This is a genomic window from Bacillus multifaciens (assembly GCF_030756675.1).
Classification (GTDB): Bacteria; Bacillota; Bacilli; order Bacillales; family Bacillaceae_G; genus Bacillus_A; species Bacillus_A multifaciens.
The window spans coordinates 79,088-98,012 of sequence record NZ_JAVBXD010000003.1 but is presented as its reverse complement, the minus strand read 5'-3'; the positions used below and the strand labels follow the sequence as shown (position 1 = coordinate 98,012).

Sequence of the window (18,925 nt, the reverse complement as noted above, 5' to 3'; positions counted from 1 at the left end):
TTAACATCGCACGGGGCAGAAATTGGCACTGACCGCTACTATGCATGGCTAGTTCCTCTCGCCCATCTAAAGAAGAGAAGTTTTTAGAGAGGTTTTTAATTTCTATACCCCAAACGAAATCACATCACTCCCCTACTTTTTACATTGCCATTTCCCCTATCTTCCGCTAAAGTTATAAGTTGATGCTACTTATTGAAGGTGAAATTATGACTAAGGAAAATTTTTCGCAAAAATCATTAACACATTCGAATATTCCTCGCGCAACTTATCATATCCCGAAAACATCTACCGACTTAGTTCAGCAAAATGATGCGGATGTTACTTATTTTCGCGCTCTTGAAAAACAAGGAATATATTTAAATGAAAAGCAATTAGAAGCTGTTCGTCAGACTGAAGGGCCCGTTCTTACATTAGCTGGAGCTGGCAGCGGAAAAACGTCTGTCTTAACAACGCGCGTTGGCTATTTAGTCAATGTAAAAGGTGTTCACCCGCGCAACATATTGCTGCTTACCTTTACACAAAAAGCAGCAGAAGAAATTCGAAGCCGCGTAGCAACATTACCTGGTATGACACGTGCAGCGAGCCAATATCTTGTTGCTGGAACATTCCATTCTGTGTTCTTAAAGTTACTTCGCAGCCAAGGATACAACCAACAAATTTTAGCAAACGAAAAGCATAAACAAATTATTATAAAGAAAATTTTAAAAGAACTTCGTTTAAAAGATGACTATGATGCGGAAAGTATGCTAGCAATGATTTCACTTGAAAAAAATAAATTAAATAGACCGAAAGATGTCCAAGCTAAAACACCTGTGGAACGTGAATTTCAAGAAGTGTACCAACGTTATGAAGACGTAAAACAAAGTCATGGCTATTTAGATTTTGATGATATTTTACTTGAAACGTTCTATTTGTTAGAAAATAATGCCGCTTTATTAACGCAATTGCAAGGTCGCTTTCAATATATTGAAGTCGATGAATTTCAAGATACATCATACGCTCAGTATGAAATTGTAAAATTATTAGCAGCACCGCAAAACAACTTATTTATCGCGGGTGACGATGATCAAGCGATCTACGGCTGGCGCGGAGCCAGTCATCAAATTATCCTTTCTTTTCCAAAAGAATTTGATGATACAACTATTATTACTTTAAATACAAATTATCGATCGAACCCATTTATTGTTGGCCTTGGTAATGAAGTCATTAAGCTAAATCAAGAACGATTTAACAAAGAACTGTACTCCATTCACGAAGAAGGCGTGCAGCCGTTTTATTCAAGACCAGCAACAACATTGGATGAAGCAAATCAAATACTGCAACTGATTCAAGATAAGGTAGCAAGCGGTGAAAGGCGCTATACAGACTTTTGCTTATTATACCGAACACATTCTGTAAGCCGCTCCTTACTCGACCAGCTTACAATTCATAAAATCCCGTTCGTCAAATACGGAGCAAGCCAATCATTTTATGAACACTCGCTTATTAAACCGGTATTAGATCAACTACGGTTGGCCTTTGAACCATTTCGGTTAGAATCGCTCGCAAGCATTTTGCCAACGATGTATATTGGACGCGATGAATGTATATCATTTATCGAACGAGAACAATGGAAATACGGTGAAGGACGTTTCCCTTCCCTTTTACATTTCCTTTTACTGAATCCAAATTTAAAGTCGTTCCAAGTAAAGAAAATCAATGATCGTATTGATTTTCTAAAATTTATTAAAGAACTTGAACCGAAAAATGCATTAAAAGAAATTATTAAAGGAAAAGGACAATATTTAGAATATCTGCAAAGTAATGACCGTTCTTCTTTTACAATGCAAAAAGAAATACAAGAAGAAATGCTTGAAGAACTCATTGAATCTGCAAATCGCTTTTCCGACATTCCAGCATATTTAGACTTTGTAAACACAGCAATACAAAATCAAAAAGAAATGGAAGCCTTAAAAACAAGAGCCCAGCAAGATGCTGTCTCGCTTATGTCAATTCATAACGCCAAAGGCCTTGAATTTCCATGCGTTTTCTTACTCGGTGCAAGTGATGGAATATTACCACATTCTTCATCATTAAAAGATGTAAACGACCGCGTCACCGATTCCTCCGAGGCATTAGAAGAAGAACGACGCTTAGCATACGTGGCAATTACGCGAGCAAAAGAAGAATTATACATTTCTTCTCCGCAGTTTTTTAGAGGAAAAAAACTTGATGTTTCGAGATTTTTATTTTTGACGAGGGATGACTTACAAAAAACAAAATAACAGATGACTTAAAGCTTTCCTGAAGTAAAACAAAAAATACCCTGTTTTTTCTTACCCAAAGGATAAAACAGGGTACTTTTTGTTCAAAAGCAGACTCATTATTTACATGTTTCATTATTTATTAATACCTATTTTTCTTCCCACCACAGTTACAACCGTTTTTCTTCACATATCCTTGCTGTTCCAGTTGCTGCTCTTGTTGCTGCCCTTGTTGTTGCTCTTCCTGCTGCCCTTGTTGCTGTTGCTGCATTTGATACCAATGTTCAAGATTATTATACGGATTTGGTTGCTGATACTTCGCCATGGCAAACATCTCCTCTATTTTTTAACACTCTCTTTACTATATGAACAACCTGTCTGTTTCGTGCCTCCATTTCTCACTCATTCAGCCATCGAATTACAATCGTTTCAATAATCGCTGCAGCCCCAGCAACTGCTAACAACAAAATAATAGGCTCTGCTACTTTCGGAATCCATTCATAACATAAAAGCAATAGAGCGCTCACCCATATTCCTGTACACCAATAGCAACTTAACAATTCCCCAAAAAATTTACGTAAACCTGCTTCTTTTATTTTCATATACGTTGAAACCGAACCATCATCTTCTGTAACCTGTATTTCTTCAATAAAAGGCGCACGTATAAAAGATGTAATCTTATCAAAGACCAAAAGGCGCGTTAACCGAAATACCGCACACGAAAAAATAAAGAACATAAGCCAACTCTCAAAAAACAAGTTCCCCATCCCCTTTTCTTTTCAGATAAATACAGGCTTATCCTTTGAAAAAAACAACTTGGGAGCAGTAACCGATTTACCTCGCATTCAATATTCTATTAGTGTAATCAAAACTTATGATAAGGAGTGAAAAGAATGGGTAACAATGATGACAAGAAGATTAACATCAATTGTGTATGTGATGTTGTAAACTTCATCAATGAATTACAAGATTGTGCAACAAGCACATGCCCAACAGGATGTGACGTGCCATTTCTCGGTGCACATCAAGGAGCTAGACTCGCAAATACACGCCCATTTGTCTTATTTACTAGCGAAGGAGATCCATTTCGGGTATTTATTGCTTCTGGTCACGATAAGAAATGCTTTTCGAGCATTTTCCGTGTAGAAAGTGTAGACGACTGCTGTGCAGTATTACGTGCATTAGAAGTACACAATCCAGACCCAAAAGATTGTGAAGAGCCAGTTTGTGTCTTCTTAAACCATCCCAACGCTGCACTACATGCAACAAATTCTATTGTAACTGTTGATTTAAATTGTTTCTGTGCAATTCAATGCTTACGTGACACACACGTTTCAGGCGTATAATATGTAAACAAAAAAACTATTGAGGTGGTAGGAATCCTACCACCTTTTCCACATTATAATCCCGCCATGCGAATCGATATAATATCTTCTATGTTCAAAAGAAAGTCCCCAATGTGGCTTGGTACCACCATTTGCAGCACCTTATTCTCATAAGAAGTAATAACCCCTACATAAGAGGCTTTTTCTGTTTTCACAATACATTTCACATTTGATATATAATGTGGTCGATTTAATAAGAAATAAACTTTCTCTTCGTTATTCATATCTTTAAACGATTTATTTTGCCATGTGATATTAGAAGATTCTACAAATTGTTCATCAATTTGTTTTTGCTGAGTCTCTTCTGTTACATCCGTTTGTATGTTATGTTGGCCAACCACGTTTACCTCTTCTATAAGATGGTGAGTCTGTTCCTTATTTTCAACATATTTTTTTTCGTTCTCCTCTGTTACATCCGTTTGCATGTTATGTTGATCAACCACGTTTACCTCTTCTATAAGATGGTGAGTCTGTTCTCTATTTTCAGCATATTTTTTTTCGTTCTCCTCCGTTACACCGGTTTGTTCTGTCTGTTTCACAATCACACTCCGCTGCATACGGGGCTGAAGTTTATATAGATCCAAATGTTGAGTATATAATAACGGTTGATTTTCCCCTTCCTTTATTTGTTTGGTCGCCATCCCCAATCCCCCTCTTTACTGAAACGTACGTTATTACAGTTATATTCATACAGAGCGGAGAAGTTTCATTAAAAATCTATTCTTTATCTATTTACATAAGGTACATTCCCTATTTTTTATAAACAAGAGGATTAAAAACTAAGAAAATCCCTAATTACGGAAGAAGGAAATCGTCTCTTCCAATCCTTGAAGTAATGAAAACTTCGGATTCCAATTTAAGTATTTTCTAGCTTTATTATTTAATAGATAGCTATGGACAATATCCCCTGGTCTTTCCTCTTTGTATATTCTTTTATTTTCTACTGTCATTAAGCTATAGATTATATCCAGCAGTTCATTGACTGAAGTTTGTTGATGCGAACTAATATTACATATTTGATTGTCAGCATTCCTAAGAGACAAAAAGTTAGCATATGCTACATCTTTAACAAAGATAAAATCTCTTGTTTGATTTCCGTCACCATATATAATTGGACTCTCATTCTTTAATAATCGGTCAATAAAAATAGAAATAACACCAGCTTCCCCATTTGCATCCTGCCTTGCGCCATAAACATTGGAATATCTAAGAATTGTATACTTTAAACCCGAGAGCTTTGCGAATAATTGAATATAAGTTTCACTAGTCCATTTCGATAAACCATAAAATGATACAGGATTAAGATCATGATTCTCATCAATAGGTAAATATTTAGGATTACCGTATACAGCAGCAGTTGATGCATGGATAATTTTTTTCACGTTATGCTTTAGACAAGATTGTAGAATATTTACAGTCGCCATGATATTTTCACTACAATCGTAGAGTGGCTGTTTTACAGATTCCTGCACAGACACCTGCGCCGCTTGATGTATTACAAAGTCTGGTTTTTCTGTCATAAAAATTTTATCAATATCAGGATTTCGTATATCAGAATGATAAAAAGCAACTCCCGATGGAATATGATGCTTATGACCGCTAACTAAATTATCAACAACTACTGTCTCTATATTGTTTTCCAATAAGAATTCAACAATATGTGAACCAATAAAGCCTGCCCCGCCTGTGACTAAAACTTTCAAATATTTACCCTCCCCAAAAACTATATTTCCTTACATATTAGACAAGTAAAAATCTCTGTTTTTTTAATTAATGAAGTTATCATTTCTATAAAGTGAAACTTCCATCAGTGGGGGTTTTCTTCATCCCCCACTGATGGTTAGTTGAACTAATCGGGCTCTTACGGGCAGTTATCTCCCACCTATCTTCTTTGTTTTCTCACAATCTTGAGGTAGGAGTCTTACTGCCCGTTAGTGCGGGATAAAATCAATATTGTTACAATTTATGTAAACTTTTTCCACAGTATGCTCTATAGTTTATCGGCTTAAAGCAGCTAACAAACAATAATACTTTCGTTTTCCTGTGTTTCAGCAGTTTGTTCTATCTATTTCACAACCACACTTTTCTGCATATGACGCAAGAGTTTATATAAATCCGAATGATGACTGTATAATAACGGTTGATTTTTTCCTTCTTTTATTTGTTTACCTGCCAATTTAATAGCCTTATCCAAAAGTCACAGATGTCATATCGTCTTGTTCATGATGGTTCTTAAACTGGCAATCAAAGCTTTGTTCTGTCTTTGCATATAAAAAGACCTCAAGAATCATAAAGAGTCGAGAGGTCTATACGACGTCATATCGCTCACTTAGAGAGACTAGTCACAAGGTGAGATTGGATGACAATCGTCGCAATCATTCTTTCTAATACACACCTTGACAATGTCTTTTTCAAGAACTTTCCAGAATACATCGACAGTGCCTTGGCCGTTCGGTCCTGGGCGTGTTCCGAAATTTTGTGGTCTTGGCGTACCTTCGCATAAAACGGCAAATCCGCAAACTTCGAAATAGTCTCCTTCGTTTGCATCATCACGGTCAATAATACATTGGAATGCTCTTTCGTCACAAATAACTTTTGGACATTGATTTCCTTGTTCATCCACAGCCGTGAACATAATTTTTTTCGCTAATGTGCCGCAAATGATCACTTTTTCAGGGCAAACATCTTCAACAACAGGTACTTGCGTGAAAAACACCTTAGTTGTAACGCCATCCGCAGCTAATGCCGGTGGAACGAGCTGTGTTTTAAATTCAACGGCTTCTTGACAGCAAGTTCGAGGATTCGCAATTGGACATCCATCCATTTTTATTCCTCCTTATATTGTGAGTATGGGACAAAGGAATCAGGAAAAAATAAGTATGATAATAATCTACTGTGCTAAAATACAATATGTGAAACCAGACAATTCAGTATAGGTAGTTGCCGAGAATCAGCTGTAAAAAGAAACAATATGCATTCGCCTATTAATTTAATGGTCTTATCCGAAAGTCATAGATATCTATCCTATCTTGTTCATGATGGTGTATAAACTGGCAATCAAAGATTTATTCTGTCCTTGCAAAAAAAAGACCTCAAGAATCATAAAGAGTCGAGAGGTCTCTGCGTTTTCGTATTGCTCACTTAAAGAGACTAGTCAGAAAATGAGGTTGGAGGACATTGTGGGATTGGATTACAAACGTCGCAATTATTCTTTCTAATACACACCTTGACGATATCTTTTTCAGTAATTTTCCAGAACACTTCGACAGTTCCTTGTCCTCCCGGTCCCGGGCGTGTTCCGAAGTTCTGTGGTCTTGGTGCACCTTCACATAAAACGGCAAATCCGCAAACTTCGAAAAGGTCTCGTTCTCCTTCGTTTGCATCATCACGGTCAATGATACATTGGAATGCTCTTTCGTCACAAATGACTTTCAAACATTGGTTTCCTTGATCATCCACCGATATAAACGTAATTTTTTTCGTTAGTGTGCCGCAAATGATCACTTTTTCAGGGCAAACATCTTCAATAACAGGTGCTTGCGAGAAAAACACCTCAGTTTTAAAGAAACCTCCAACTAATGCAGGTGGAACAAGCTGTGTTTTAAATTCAACAGCTTCTTGACAGCAAGTTTGCGGGTTTGGAATTGGACATACAGTTGTTGTTGATGTTGTTGATGTTGTTGATGTTGTAGTGGAAGTAGTTGTTGATGTTGATGTTGTAGAAGTAGTTGTCGATGTCGATGTTGTAGAAGTAGTTGTCGATGTTGTTGTTGTAGAAGTAGTTGTCGATGTCGATGTCGATGTTGTAGAAGTAGTTGTCGATGTCGATGTTGTAGAAGTAGTTGTCGATGTCGATGTCGTAGAAGTAGTTGTCGATGTCGATGTTGTAGAAGTAGTTGTCGATGTTGTTGTTGTAGAAGTAGTCGTCGATGTTGTTGTTGATGTTGTAGCTCCAGTAAAAAAGGCACTTAAACAAATACTATCATTTCCTGAAGGACAGCCCTGGATGCCTTGGAAATGTAATCCAACGCTTTGGAACTGTGCCTCCGTAAACGGTGTAGTGGAACAAATGATAAATGTTCCCGACTCACCCGGATTAATTCTTTGCGCTGGCCCTGTAAACCTTTGTACAATACTAGAATTCGGAAGACAACCTCCAGGACAATTCCCTCCACTTAGAGGGCCTTCTGGTCCTGGACCGGATACCTGGGTAAATGGTCCAGGATTAGTCACAATTAAACATAAAGAACCTACAAAACCTGTGCTCAGCGGACTCGGACTATTGGCTACTACAATTTCTGCGCACCCGGTATTTGGTCCGCTAGTTATGATGTTTACTGTAACGGTCGCTTGTAAAGGTTGGGAACCTGGACATGGCCCATCTCCCGTAATAACAGCAACTACTGTCATATAAATTTTACACTCCTTTTTAATAAAATTAAATGCAAAAAAGAAAAAACAATCTTTATCGCATTTTCTCAGTTTCCCAATCATAGTATGTCTTTACAATAATAATGGTTTGGATGTATTCATCACTATGAATCTTTTATTTTATCCTTCATGATTATTTCTTTCATTAAAAAGTGTTCCACTCTAAAAAACAAGTTTCATTCCACTAATAAAAATGATTACAATCATGACAATACGTATATATTTCGACGGCATCTTTGTTGTAAGTTTACTGCCAATGATCGCTCCTGGAATGGATCCGCATAGAAGATTGCCCACTAATAAATAATCGATGTGTCCAAATCCTGCCATCAAGAGGCCTGAAACGGAAGTAAGCAAAAAAGCATGAGTGATATCTGTACCAACTAATTCGGAAGATTTCATATTATAAACATATAAGATAAACAATGCAAAAAGGCTTCCTGATCCAACCGAAGTGATTCCTACGACGGCTCCGATGATGACTCCCGCCAGGATGGTCAAATGCCGCTTTTCTTCTAATGGCTTTTCTTTCCAACGGTTAACTGAATGACGACCAAAAGTCATTTGAATCAATGTAATGATGGAAACAATCATTAGAATAGAACCAAGCAAGAGCATCACAAACTCTTTATTATAGTAGTCAGCTAAAAATAAATAAAATACTATATTAGCCGTAACAGCAGATGGTATACTCCCGATGGCTAAGTATTTCACCAATTGAAAATGAACTGTTTTTTGCCTTATGTGTTGGATGGTCCCAACCATTTTTGTAATTGAATTATAGGCAAAGTCCGTGCCGATAGCGATCGTTGGATGAATGCCCATAAAAATCAATAATGGGGTAAGCAAAGAAGCTCCACCGACCCCTGTCATTCCAACGAGCCATCCGACCAGCAATCCGATAAAAACAAATTCAATACTCATTTCTTATTCACCTCAAGTGTCTAATCATTTTTTTAAAAGCATCATACTCTATAGAGATAATCGATTTTAACTACTAATAGAGGTGATGTTTAACAATGGCAATATCCCCCCACGGCGGTCAATTAATCAATCGTTTTAATCCCGATTTGAATGTAGATGATATTGAGCAGCAAATCGAAATAGATGAGTTTACTCTTGCAAATCTAGAATGTATAGCTATTGGTGCATTTAGTCCTCTTCAAGGTTTCATGGGGAAAGAGGATTATGAAAACGTACTTTATCATATGCGCTTACAGAGTGGTTTGGTTTGGACACTGCCTATTACATTATCGATTTCTACTGGAGAAGCACAATCCATCCACTGTGGTTCCAAAGTGAAACTTATTCATGACAACAACGTTTATGGAGTGATTGAAATTGAAGAAATATATGCAGCGGATCAAAAAGTAGAGGCTGAATATGTTTATGGAACGACTGATCACAACCATCCCGGAGTGGCAAAGCTTTATGACCATTCAGGGATTTATGTAGGTGGTAAGATTACGATGATAAAACGTCCGAATAGAAAAGTGGCTGAAAAGTATGATTTGGATCCAATAGATACTAGAGCAGAGTTTGATAAACGAAGATGGAGAAAGGTTGTTGGTTTTCAGACACGCAACCCTATTCATCGCGCCCATGAGTATATTCAAAAATCAGCTCTTGAAACAGTCGATGGCCTTTTGATTCATCCATTAGTCGGCGAGACGAAAAAAGATGATATCCCGCAACATATTCGAATGAACAGTTATGAAGTGTTAATCGAGCATTATTATCCTGAAAAATATACGATGTTAGCCGCTTTTCCAGCTCCCATGCGTTATGCAGGACCTCGAGAAGCCGTCTTCCATGCGCTTGTAAGAAAAAATTACGGCTGCACTCATTTTATTGTCGGCCGCGATCATGCCGGAGTCGGAAGTTATTATGGTACTTATGATGCTCAATTCATTTTTAACCGTTTTAAAGAAGATGAATTACAAATCGTTCCGCTCTTTTTTGAACACAGTTTTTATTGTAAAAAATGTCATGCGATGGCGTCTTTAAAGACATGCCCTCATGATGAAACGGATCGATTCATTTTGTCCGGAACAAAAGTGAGAGAAATGTTAAGAAACGGGGAAAGACCTCCGATGGAATTCAGCCGTCCCGAAGTAATCGATGCCTTAATAAAAGGACTAAGTTTGGAGGAATAACACGTGGATAAACAAAAAAAAGAGAATATCATTTGGCACCAAACGGTCATAACAAAAGAAAACCGTCAGAAATTACACGGCCAAAAAAGTTGTGTTCTATGGTTTACAGGATTATCAGGATCCGGCAAGTCAACCTTAGCGAATAAAGTGGAAGAAAGGCTGCATTCTCTTGGGATTTCTACTTATTTATTAGATGGAGATAATATGAGACACGGGTTAAACAAAGATTTAGGTTTTCGTGAGGAAGATCGAAAAGAAAATATAAGACGCATTGGTGAAGTAGCGAAACTATTTGTTGATAGTGGAATCATTGTCCTTTCCGCTTTTATTTCTCCATATACAGAAGATCGTCAGAAAGTAAGAGATCTTTTAGAAGAGGAAGAGTTTATTGAAATATATACAAAATGTTCGTTAGAAGTTTGTGAGACACGAGACCCAAAGGGCTTATATAAAAAAGCAAGAAAGGGTGAGATTACCGATTTTACCGGTATCTCCTCACCCTATGAAGCCCCAGTTTCTCCTGAAATAACGGTCAATACCGAGAGTGTGGCAATAGACAATTGTACAGATCAAATCATTCGCTATTTGTTGGATAAGGGATATATTTAGTATTTTGTTTAATGAAATAAAGTTTATTGTTGATTTTATTTTAACTCTGAATTCGCACTCTATCTAATTTTATTAAGGGTACGAACTCAGAGTTAAAACGTTTACTGTGAATAGCTAGATGCAGGTTTTCTATATTTCCTTTGAATAATATAGAAAGATGCTGACAAGGAAACACAAAAACGTACTTCCTCGTCAGCATCTAGAAAATGAACTGTTATGAGAAACCCAGGAAATCATGGTTTAAAGGAATTGTAAATCTACAGTAAAAACAGCTTTTAGTGTCTATTTAAAAAATTCTTTAAAGCTATATCCAAAAGCATTTATGTCCCTTTCATACTTATTCACTATATTAGCTCTTTTAGTAGCGGGTAATGCCATCCACTTTTTTAAGTACTTCTCATTCGTGTTTGAATTGATTGGAAGTGCAACGTCGATAGGGTTACATTGAATAAAATTAGATATTGAATGTAATATATTTTCTGGATTAGCCGCTAATTCCTCATATTTAATTATAATGGTGTTTTTTAGTAGTGGTAGATCTTTTTCCAGCTGCTTATGGCATAAAATCCAATGATCAATTAACTTTTCCAATTCAATATTTCTCCCTGAAAAAGCATTTGTAGCTAAAGAAACAGCGACAGGATGTCTTTTAATTATAAGAAAATAGGAGTTAGGAAACATCTCCTGTAGAAAGCGGGTTCTAATTATATTTGGAGGTGATTTTTCTAACAAGATAGGTTTGGACAAATCCCAATGTTTTCCCCATTCAAAAAATAATTTCTTTTTGTTTTCTGGTGTAATGATATTGGAATGTTCGTCCAAATAAGAAGCATTGTCAAAAGCGAAAATACCCGGTCCGCCATATCTCTTTGCCGGCGGGAATACTGTTTGCAAATGTTGTCCCTCATCCATCGGAGAACCAGTATTACGGAAACCACTTATTTCATCATGTTCCCTAAGTAATTTAGATAAAATGGTCGTGCCACTCCGGTGTAAACCACAAATGAATACAAATTTTTTCGAGTCCACGATTTTCCCCCTATGATTTTTTTGTTATACCAAAAAAACATCAAATTTACATTCCGATATAAAAAAATGAAAGGTGTAGTTGATATATTAGATTATTCTTTATTGAGGATGATGCCGATACGCTTCTATAGTTGACGAATATATACGATAACATTATATGCGAATATATTTTTAGTGTTCGATAGGTTGTTTGTTCATTTTTCTTCACTTCCGTTATGAAAACGATTAGAGGAAACCTTACCATAAGTAACAGCGAAAATTAGCTTTCAAATGCAAAATCTAGGTTTTGTTTATGGAAATGGAATTTCTATCTAATTTTTACACCCTTCCATTTCCATCTTCATATAAATAATATTAGTAACATTTTGAAACGTAATAATCTTTAGGTTGTTTCTAGCTATATCTCCTCTGTACATTAATTTAAAAAGGGTGTGTGAAATGCGAAGAGCTGTTGTAGTGTTTGTAGAGGACAATAAGCATTTATTGCTTCAATTGGGGTGCTTATATACCTCTCTAAAATATATACAGTCAAATGATACTGATCTTGTTGTATTTGGAACAAAGGAAGCTTTGAAAAAAATTCCAGATGACTGTATAAAAGTTGAGTGTGAGTTAGCCAGTAATCCTCCTGAATTCCTCCGTTATCGATTTATTAATTCAATTAGTTGTTTAGCTGGAGAGCAAGCAGCTTTTTTAAACAATTACGATTATATTCTGAGAACCGATGCGGACACATTTTTAACACCCGCATGGAATTCTTTTTACCCTGCCCTCTATACTGTAGGACGAGGCGGTTATGTAAACGATGAAAAAACACGCTCCAACCTAAAAAGAATCTCATCACAATTTCATTTGCGCCATCAAGGACTCCATAATCTAGGATCAACTCATTACGGTAATGCCTCGTTGGTAAGGGAAGTTTGTAAACTCGCGACAACTATTACAGCACATATTTTGACAGAAGAATTTAAGGGTGATGAGGGAAAATGGCCTAGCTGGTATCGGGGGGTTGCATCAATGTACGGTTGTGAAATTGCAGCTAACCATTTTGTAGATCAAATTACAATAGACCAAAAAAAACTTGATTATGGTAGTGCCTCATCCGAATCAATCGATAATCATCCGCACATACACTGCTGGCATACAAATAATATGTTTTCTAAGTTTCAATTTACAGCGGGAAAATATGATGATTTAAGTACCGATAATTTAGATATAAATAGAATTAGAGATTACTGCTTGTTTATAGCTTTAAAGTCGAAGCAATTTTTCCATATTCAATAATCAAGCGTATTCCAAAAACTTACATTACTTCAAATAGCCTAAAGAATATTAGAAAAGAAGAATCTAATTTCTTTTGGTTAATAAGTTACTTATGAAAGGCTGAATTTAAATGGAAAATAAAAAATTTTTAGTTTTAGGACATCCAAGAAGTGGTACTGCATTTATGGTGAAACTATTTCGGCAATTTGGGTATCACATTGGACATGAAATTATGGGCAGGGATGGAATTAGCAGTTGGATGTTTGTAGTGGATGATTATCAAGTATATACTGACCATACTCTTAACCGGAAAAATTTCACCTTTGACTACATTATAATGAATTTGAGACATCCTGTTGATATTATAAGTAGCAGTTATTTTACAGAAAATCCATCTAGGATAAGTTTAGATTACCGTAAAAAACATCTGAATTTGGAAGGTTTAAATAGGGTAGAGGTGGCTGTAAAAAGTGTTCTTGATTGGTATAAAAAAATAGAACTGCAAAGACCTAATCTAAAAGTTTGCATCGATAAAAATCCAGAAGAAAAATTATTTTATTTTCTAAAACGATTTGAGAATAAAGAGTCATTATTACCAGTTGAAAAAATAGAGAAGAAAGTAAATGCAAGAAATCATCCTGCTCTAACGTTCTCCTTTATAAAAGAAAATTGTAATAAGGATATCGTATTAGAGTTGGAAAATTTTTGTGATTTATACGAATATAAAACCACGTAATCTCTCGAACAGTAAAGGAGGTTAGTCAAGAAAAATGATTATATCTCATGAACATAAATTTATCTTTTTAAAAACGAAAAAAACCGCCGGCACCAGTATCGAAATTTCATTGTCAAGATATTGCGGCGATAAAGATATCATTACTCCGATAAGTCCTGCTGATGAGAAAATTAGGGCTGAATTTGGAAAACAACCACAAAATTATCAAGGTAAATTTTATAATCATATTAGGGCAAAACAGGTTAAGAATTTAATAGGAGAGGAAATATGGAACTCATATTATAAGTTTTGCTTTGATAGAAATCCGTGGGACAAAGTCATATCGCTTTATCACTATAGAAGCAATCCGGCCACTGTTACTTTCGATGATTTTTTAAAATCATCGGAGTTCCTGCGTTCATATAATTTTCCTAGATATACGATTCATGATCAGTTAGCCGTCGACTATATTGGAAAATATGAAAATTTAGAGAATGATTTGAAGATGATCTGTAATAAAATTGGTTTACCTTTTGATGGCTGGTTACCTAGGGCAAAAGGTAACTTCAGGAAAAATCATCAGCATTATAGAACGGTTTACAACGAACAACAAAAAGAATTAATCCAACATTATTATAAAAAAGAAATTGATTTACTCGGATATGAATATTGAAGCTTTTTTAGTCAAACTGAATAATAATGCTAACTGATCGTTCAGTTTGATTAAGAATTTCCTCCTGTGAACTTCTTATATATATCCATCTAGAAAATTTGAGGGATGATTTAGGATGTCTGGATAGCCGTTTGCAGACCTTTTCTTATCTATGTATCTTAAACGCTAAACGCTACTGACAGTAAGAACAAAAATCAAACGAGAGTATAATTTTGTTAAAAGTTCATATAAATTCTAAGGTAGATATTTTTAACAACGGGTTTGTAAAAGGGGGCTTGACGAATGAAAGTTGCGCTTCTAACAATGTTTAATGGTTTAGATAGTACGTACTCATTAGTAAATGTTGTAGCGGAACAAATAAGGATGTTGTTGGATGATCATAATCAGCCAGTCATGCTTGTAAGTGAAAGTTGTCCGCTTGATGATGCGCGGCACGGAATTTTCTTAGATGAACGGATTGAATGGAGAAAAGTGGTTAATCATCTCAACGGCAATCAAATACATTGGAGAGACTATACACAGGCCAGTGGAAAAGTACATGATACTTTTTATCAGGAAGTGGATGTGATTGCGGATGATTTAGTAACAAAATTATCTGATGTAGATGCCTGTATTATGCATGATATTCATTATCAAGGCTGGCATTTACTCCACAATGTTGCGGTGAGAAAGGCACAAGAAAAGCTGCCGCATGTCAAATTTATCGCTTTTACACATTCTGCTCCTGTGAATCGTCCCTCAAATCCTAAATGGCCATTTTCAGCAAGGTTTACGCCCATGCCTAATACTTTATATGTCTATCCTACCCAATCAGGACTTTCTGCGCTCTCCAAACAGTATAATACTCCAGAAGGGAACTGCCGAGCAGTCAATAACAGCCTTGATTTGTTAAATTACATGAGCGATGAAGTCAAGCTGCTCGGACAGGAAGTTGACTTCATGTCCCCTGATATACTTGTCATTTATCCGGGGAGACTGACACCTGGAAAGAAATTTGAAAAAGTCGCATCGTTATGCGGAGCCATTAAGAAAAACTGCGAAAAGACGGTGAAAGTCATATTTTGTGATTTTCCAAGCGCGGATATTGGGACTAAACAATATAAAGCTTTAATTCAGGCACAAGGTACGGCATTCGGTTTAGAGCATAATGATATGTTTTTTACTTCAGATATGAAAGCTTTTAAAAATGGCTTTCCTAGAAAGGGTGTTTTAGAATTATTTTCCCTTTCTAATCTTTTTATATGTCCTTCTTTTTCTGAGTCGTTTGGATTAACCGTGTTAGAGGCGGCAAGTAAGGGGAATTTCATTGTATTAAATGAAAGAGTCCCAGCTTTGGAGGAAATTGGAAAAGCGTTGAATTCCTACTTTATGAAGTGGGATGCAAGAAATTTTGGGTATAATACCGCCGAAACATACCATCCTTCCGAGGAAGCATATTTGAAAGAACATGCAGAAATTATTACCAATCTAATGCGTGAAAATCACGTAATCCATGCAAAAACAATGGCAAGACAACGTTATAGCCCTCAGTGGATATGGTTTAATCAACTAAAACCTATGTTGCAGCCCTTTTAAGTGCTAATCTTTCGCTGTTACACTTCGTCGTTCAGTTGCTGATTCTACCCCGTAAAGCAAAATAAAACCCCCATCAGTCGAATACTGATGGGGGTTTCTCTCAATAGTTGGTTTTTCTTACTTTTTCAATACATACCTTAACAATATCTTTTTCTACAAACTTAAAGGCGACTGAATGATCCTGTCCACCAAAATTCGCTTCATGCGCAAAAACCTCGCACAAAATCCCCTGTTGGATAATACGGAATTGATCCCCTTCCTTGATGCCATCCTGTTGAATAATACCGCATTGATCATCCCCTTTCTTGTTATCATTTTGTTCAATCAGACATTGAAATGGGACATCGTCTTTAATTACATGGTTCGGAACCTCGCAACCATCTATTACGGCCGTATAGGTTATGGTTTTATGAATCACACCGCAAATAACAACCACTTCCGGGCATACCTTTTCAATGTTAGCTACTACCGTTTTAGTGGCACAGGCAGTTCCCCTTTTTGCAGGAGGCACCAGTTGCGTCTTATGCTCCACTATAATTTTACAACACAATTCTTCCCGAGGAATACGGGGTGAAAACGCACAAATACAATGACAACTTAATGTTCTAATAGCTCCATTACAATCTTTCCCTGTAATACACCCATTCTCAGGATCAAAATTTATAAAAGTCAGGGTGGTTGTTCTAGAGGCTCCTCTTAATAAAAAATCAACCTCAGTTCCTGGTTTTAAGTTACATAATTGATTACACAAACCATTCATTTCGAGCACCTCCTTCACTTAAATTTCGGTACTATATTACTTTATGTCATTATCATTGTTGTTGTATGGGCATGCAAATAGGCGGATAAGCCTTGATGTAACTAAATGGATCCGCCAATCATTTCTGTAATTGAGTTGAAGATTTGTGATGACTTTTTAAATCTTATTGTTTGTATGTTTTAAGGTATGTTAAAGAATTTCAATGGGTTACTGTAACTCTATAGTCTATTTTCACAATACGGGAGTTGCGAACATTATTATTAAATCTGCCTCATATTTAATAAACTCTACTGCTCTTTGTATCGTTTCCTATAAACTTTACACTTAAAAAGCCCACTTGAATCGTATTTTTTACAATTCAAGTGGGCTTTTTATTTTAAATATAGTTAATTTATCTTTTCGTACTAACCTAAAATATGATAGCCAGAATCCACATGAATATTCTCACCAGTCACACCGCTTGCTAGGTCACTGAATAAGAATAACGCTGTGTTCCCTACTTCTTCTTGCGTTACGTTACGACGAAGTGGAGCGCGTTCTTCAATTTGTTTTAAGATGCTGTTAAAGTCGCCAACACCTTTTGCAGATAATGTGCGAATTGGTCCTGCTGAAACAGCGTTAACACGAATATTATGCTTTCCTAAGTCGTTCGCTAAATATTTTACGCTTGCTTCTAATGATGCTTTTGCAACGCCCATTACGTTGTAGTTTGATACAACGCGTTCGCCGCCAAGGTACGTTAATGTAACAATGCTGCCGCCCTCTGTCATTACTTCTTTTGCTGCTTTTGATACAGCTGTTAAAGAGAATGAGCTAATATTTTGTGCTAATAAGAAACCATTACGAGATGTATCAACGAACTCACCTTTTAAATCATCGCGGTCCGCGAATGCAATACAGTGAGCTAGTCCATGAATAACACCAACTTCTTCCTTAATTGTTTGGAAGCAGCTTGCGATATCTTCATCATTTGTTACATCACATGGTAATACAAGTGATTTTTGTCCTTCTAATGATTCTGCTAAATCACGTACATTCTTTTCTAAGCGTTCACCAGCGTATGTGAAAATTAAGTTTGCTCCTGCACTATGTAATGAACGAGCAATTCCCCAAGCGATGCTTCGTTGGTTCGCAACACCCATTACAACGATATTTTTTCCTTTTACATTGAGAAGATCCATATATTTATCCTCCTATTTTTCAAATAACAGTAGTTGTTAGTACCTGATACTATTTTCATAATATCATAAATAATCAAGAAGGCAAAATAAAAATACCTAAAACTGTATGAGGCCATACGGATAAAATTCATAATATGTGATCGCTTCAAGCGCTACTTGAACCGGTCTTCCTTCTTGATCTAAGATGTGAAATGAACCACCATGTTTCTCCTGAATTTCTTGTAATAGTCTAAAAAACGGGTCTTTATCTTCCCCAAGCATAACGACATTCCACTCAAATACAATTCGTTTTATTTTCTTTTGTTTAATGAGCTCCATCATTCCTAAAAAGGCGTGATACTCTCCGCCTTCAATATCTATTTTTAATAAATCAATTTGCGGGATATCCCGTAATTCTTGATCAAGTGTAACACCTTCTACATCAATTATCGTATAATCCTCTACACGATTTTCATTTTCGGGCCTAAAATGTGTAGAGGAATCACCGTGAAATTTATTCGAAGAACGAAAACTTAACGCTTTTTCTTCTGAATACACCGCTTTGTTATAAAGCTTCGTTTGCGTTGTAATCCAATTCATGGCGATATTATCTTGCAACATTTCATAAACAGTAGGATTTGCCTCATATCCGATAACTTTTCCGTGTGTTCCAACTAAGTAACCAGCTAATATGGTAAAATAGCCGACATTCGCTCCAATATCTACAATTGTATTGCCTGGTTTTACTTCCTGAATAAAAAATTTTGTGAGTAAAGGCTCAATTGCTCCTGTCGTAACTAAAGAAGGCATTAAGCTAAGATCTTTAGATGAAATCATTAAAAAGCCGCAGTAACTCATTTTAATTAACATCTTGTCATCCCCGATATATGTACCGAACATATCGTTCAATCTCCCCTTCCACTCAC

The 18,925-nt window shown here is 36.3% G+C and carries 20 protein-coding genes; 9 read left to right on the top strand and 11 right to left on the bottom strand.

Annotated features, from left to right (window positions below; translation table 11 throughout):
* Positions 1-206: 206 nt before the first annotated feature.
* Positions 207-2,264, top strand: a complete 2,058-nt coding sequence (locus tag Q9306_RS03555; RefSeq protein ID WP_306195348.1) for an ATP-dependent helicase — start codon at positions 207-209, stop codon at positions 2,262-2,264.
* Positions 2,265-2,385: 121 nt separating this feature from the next.
* On the opposite strand, the gene Q9306_RS03550 is transcribed toward Q9306_RS03555, so the two are convergent.
* Complete coding sequence (locus tag Q9306_RS03550; protein ID WP_306195346.1) at positions 2,386-2,577, bottom strand: cytochrome C oxidase subunit III; 192 nt, start codon at positions 2,575-2,577, stop codon at positions 2,386-2,388.
* A 64-nt stretch (positions 2,578-2,641) separates the two neighbouring features.
* Complete coding sequence (locus tag Q9306_RS03545) at positions 2,642-3,001, bottom strand: DUF1360 domain-containing protein (protein ID WP_306195344.1); 360 nt, start codon at positions 2,999-3,001, stop codon at positions 2,642-2,644.
* Between the two features lie 135 nt (positions 3,002-3,136).
* Here Q9306_RS03545 and Q9306_RS03540 point away from each other — a divergent pair, with 135 nt between their 5' ends.
* Complete coding sequence (locus Q9306_RS03540) at positions 3,137-3,589, top strand: CotY/CotZ family spore coat protein (protein ID WP_306195342.1); 453 nt, start codon at positions 3,137-3,139, stop codon at positions 3,587-3,589.
* A gap of 53 nt (positions 3,590-3,642) precedes the next feature.
* Here the strand turns inward: Q9306_RS03540 and Q9306_RS03535 are convergent, their stop codons facing one another.
* From Q9306_RS03535 to Q9306_RS03520, 4 genes are all read right to left on the bottom strand, one after another.
* Positions 3,643-4,269 (bottom strand): CotO family spore coat protein, encoded by a 627-nt coding sequence (locus Q9306_RS03535; RefSeq protein ID WP_306195340.1) that lies wholly within the window; start codon positions 4,267-4,269, stop codon positions 3,643-3,645.
* 150 nt (positions 4,270-4,419) lie between these two features.
* On the bottom strand, positions 4,420-5,331 hold the full coding sequence (locus Q9306_RS03530; RefSeq protein WP_306195338.1) for an NAD-dependent epimerase/dehydratase family protein: 912 nt from the start codon (positions 5,329-5,331) through the stop codon (positions 4,420-4,422).
* Positions 5,332-5,966: 635 nt separating this feature from the next.
* A complete protein-coding gene (locus tag Q9306_RS03525; protein ID WP_306195336.1) occupies positions 5,967-6,452 on the bottom strand; it encodes a hypothetical protein in 486 nt (161 codons plus the stop codon).
* A 326-nt stretch (positions 6,453-6,778) separates the two neighbouring features.
* Entirely contained in the window at positions 6,779-7,180 is a 402-nt protein-coding gene (locus tag Q9306_RS03520; RefSeq protein ID WP_306195334.1) for a hypothetical protein, read from the bottom strand.
* A 139-nt stretch (positions 7,181-7,319) separates the two neighbouring features.
* Here Q9306_RS03520 and Q9306_RS03515 point away from each other — a divergent pair, with 139 nt between their 5' ends.
* Positions 7,320-8,042: a hypothetical protein gene (locus Q9306_RS03515; protein WP_306195332.1), complete on the top strand. Its 723-nt coding sequence runs from the start codon at positions 7,320-7,322 to the stop codon at positions 8,040-8,042.
* Between the two features lie 179 nt (positions 8,043-8,221).
* Here Q9306_RS03515 and Q9306_RS03510 read toward each other — a convergent pair whose 3' ends face one another.
* Complete coding sequence (locus Q9306_RS03510; protein ID WP_306195330.1) at positions 8,222-8,983, bottom strand: sulfite exporter TauE/SafE family protein; 762 nt, start codon at positions 8,981-8,983, stop codon at positions 8,222-8,224.
* Between the two features lie 95 nt (positions 8,984-9,078).
* On the opposite strand from Q9306_RS03510, the gene sat reads away from it, so the two are divergent.
* Positions 9,079-10,215, top strand: coding sequence for a sulfate adenylyltransferase (sat, locus tag Q9306_RS03505; protein ID WP_306195328.1), 1,137 nt, complete (start codon positions 9,079-9,081; stop codon positions 10,213-10,215).
* Between the two features lie 3 nt (positions 10,216-10,218).
* Positions 10,219-10,824, top strand: coding sequence for an adenylyl-sulfate kinase (gene cysC / locus Q9306_RS03500; RefSeq protein WP_306195326.1), 606 nt, complete (start codon positions 10,219-10,221; stop codon positions 10,822-10,824).
* A gap of 282 nt (positions 10,825-11,106) precedes the next feature.
* Here the strand turns inward: cysC and Q9306_RS03495 are convergent, their stop codons facing one another.
* A complete protein-coding gene (locus Q9306_RS03495) occupies positions 11,107-11,853 on the bottom strand; it encodes a sulfotransferase family protein (protein ID WP_306195324.1) in 747 nt (248 codons plus the stop codon).
* Positions 11,854-12,291: 438 nt separating this feature from the next.
* On the opposite strand from Q9306_RS03495, the gene Q9306_RS03490 reads away from it, so the two are divergent.
* The 4 genes from Q9306_RS03490 (at position 12,292) to Q9306_RS03475 (ending at position 16,079) form a co-directional block, all read left to right on the top strand.
* A complete protein-coding gene (locus Q9306_RS03490) occupies positions 12,292-13,137 on the top strand; it encodes a DUF7164 domain-containing protein (RefSeq protein ID WP_306195322.1) in 846 nt (281 codons plus the stop codon).
* A 109-nt stretch (positions 13,138-13,246) separates the two neighbouring features.
* A complete protein-coding gene (locus Q9306_RS03485; RefSeq protein ID WP_306195320.1) occupies positions 13,247-13,852 on the top strand; it encodes a hypothetical protein in 606 nt (201 codons plus the stop codon).
* A gap of 34 nt (positions 13,853-13,886) precedes the next feature.
* Positions 13,887-14,504 carry a sulfotransferase family 2 domain-containing protein gene (locus Q9306_RS03480; protein WP_306195318.1) on the top strand — a complete coding sequence of 206 codons (618 nt, stop codon included), beginning with the start codon at positions 13,887-13,889 and terminating at the stop codon, positions 14,502-14,504.
* Positions 14,505-14,786: 282 nt separating this feature from the next.
* Positions 14,787-16,079: a glycosyltransferase gene (locus tag Q9306_RS03475; protein WP_306195316.1), complete on the top strand. Its 1,293-nt coding sequence runs from the start codon at positions 14,787-14,789 to the stop codon at positions 16,077-16,079.
* 100 nt (positions 16,080-16,179) lie between these two features.
* Here Q9306_RS03475 and Q9306_RS03470 read toward each other — a convergent pair whose 3' ends face one another.
* The 3 genes from Q9306_RS03470 to Q9306_RS03460 form a co-directional block, all read right to left on the bottom strand.
* On the bottom strand, positions 16,180-16,839 hold the full coding sequence (locus Q9306_RS03470; protein WP_306195314.1) for a hypothetical protein: 660 nt from the start codon (positions 16,837-16,839) through the stop codon (positions 16,180-16,182).
* Positions 16,840-17,243: 404 nt separating this feature from the next.
* Positions 17,244-18,020 (bottom strand): enoyl-ACP reductase FabI, encoded by a 777-nt coding sequence (gene fabI, locus Q9306_RS03465; protein WP_306195312.1) that lies wholly within the window; start codon positions 18,018-18,020, stop codon positions 17,244-17,246.
* Positions 18,021-18,116: 96 nt separating this feature from the next.
* A complete protein-coding gene (locus Q9306_RS03460; RefSeq protein WP_306195310.1) occupies positions 18,117-18,899 on the bottom strand; it encodes an FkbM family methyltransferase in 783 nt (260 codons plus the stop codon).
* Positions 18,900-18,925 lie beyond the last annotated feature (26 nt).

Excerpts from the sequence above, each read along its gene's own strand:
- Q9306_RS03510 (WP_306195330.1), bottom strand. The coding sequence starts at position 8,983 with ATGAGTATTGAATTTGTTTTTATCGGATTGCTGGTCGGATGGCTCGTT.
- Q9306_RS03550 (WP_306195346.1), bottom strand. The coding sequence starts at position 2,577 with ATGTTTGCCATGGCGAAGTATCAGCAACCAAATCCGTATAATAATCTT.
- Q9306_RS03525 (WP_306195336.1), bottom strand. The coding sequence starts at position 6,452 with ATGGATGGATGTCCAATTGCGAATCCTCGAACTTGCTGTCAAGAAGCC.
- Q9306_RS03460 (WP_306195310.1), bottom strand. The coding sequence starts at position 18,899 with ATGTTCGGTACATATATCGGGGATGACAAGATGTTAATTAAAATGAGT.
- Q9306_RS03480 (WP_306195318.1), top strand. The coding sequence starts at position 13,887 with ATGATTATATCTCATGAACATAAATTTATCTTTTTAAAAACGAAAAAA.
- Q9306_RS03475 (WP_306195316.1), top strand. The coding sequence starts at position 14,787 with ATGAAAGTTGCGCTTCTAACAATGTTTAATGGTTTAGATAGTACGTAC.
- Q9306_RS03555 (WP_306195348.1), top strand. The coding sequence starts at position 207 with ATGACTAAGGAAAATTTTTCGCAAAAATCATTAACACATTCGAATATT.
- Q9306_RS03470 (WP_306195314.1), bottom strand. The coding sequence starts at position 16,839 with ATGAATGGTTTGTGTAATCAATTATGTAACTTAAAACCAGGAACTGAG.
- Q9306_RS03485 (WP_306195320.1), top strand. The coding sequence starts at position 13,247 with ATGGAAAATAAAAAATTTTTAGTTTTAGGACATCCAAGAAGTGGTACT.
- Q9306_RS03535 (WP_306195340.1), bottom strand. The coding sequence starts at position 4,269 with ATGGCGACCAAACAAATAAAGGAAGGGGAAAATCAACCGTTATTATAT.
- fabI (WP_306195312.1), bottom strand. The coding sequence starts at position 18,020 with ATGGATCTTCTCAATGTAAAAGGAAAAAATATCGTTGTAATGGGTGTT.
- Q9306_RS03540 (WP_306195342.1), top strand. The coding sequence starts at position 3,137 with ATGGGTAACAATGATGACAAGAAGATTAACATCAATTGTGTATGTGAT.
- sat (WP_306195328.1), top strand. The coding sequence starts at position 9,079 with ATGGCAATATCCCCCCACGGCGGTCAATTAATCAATCGTTTTAATCCC.
- Q9306_RS03490 (WP_306195322.1), top strand. The coding sequence starts at position 12,292 with ATGCGAAGAGCTGTTGTAGTGTTTGTAGAGGACAATAAGCATTTATTG.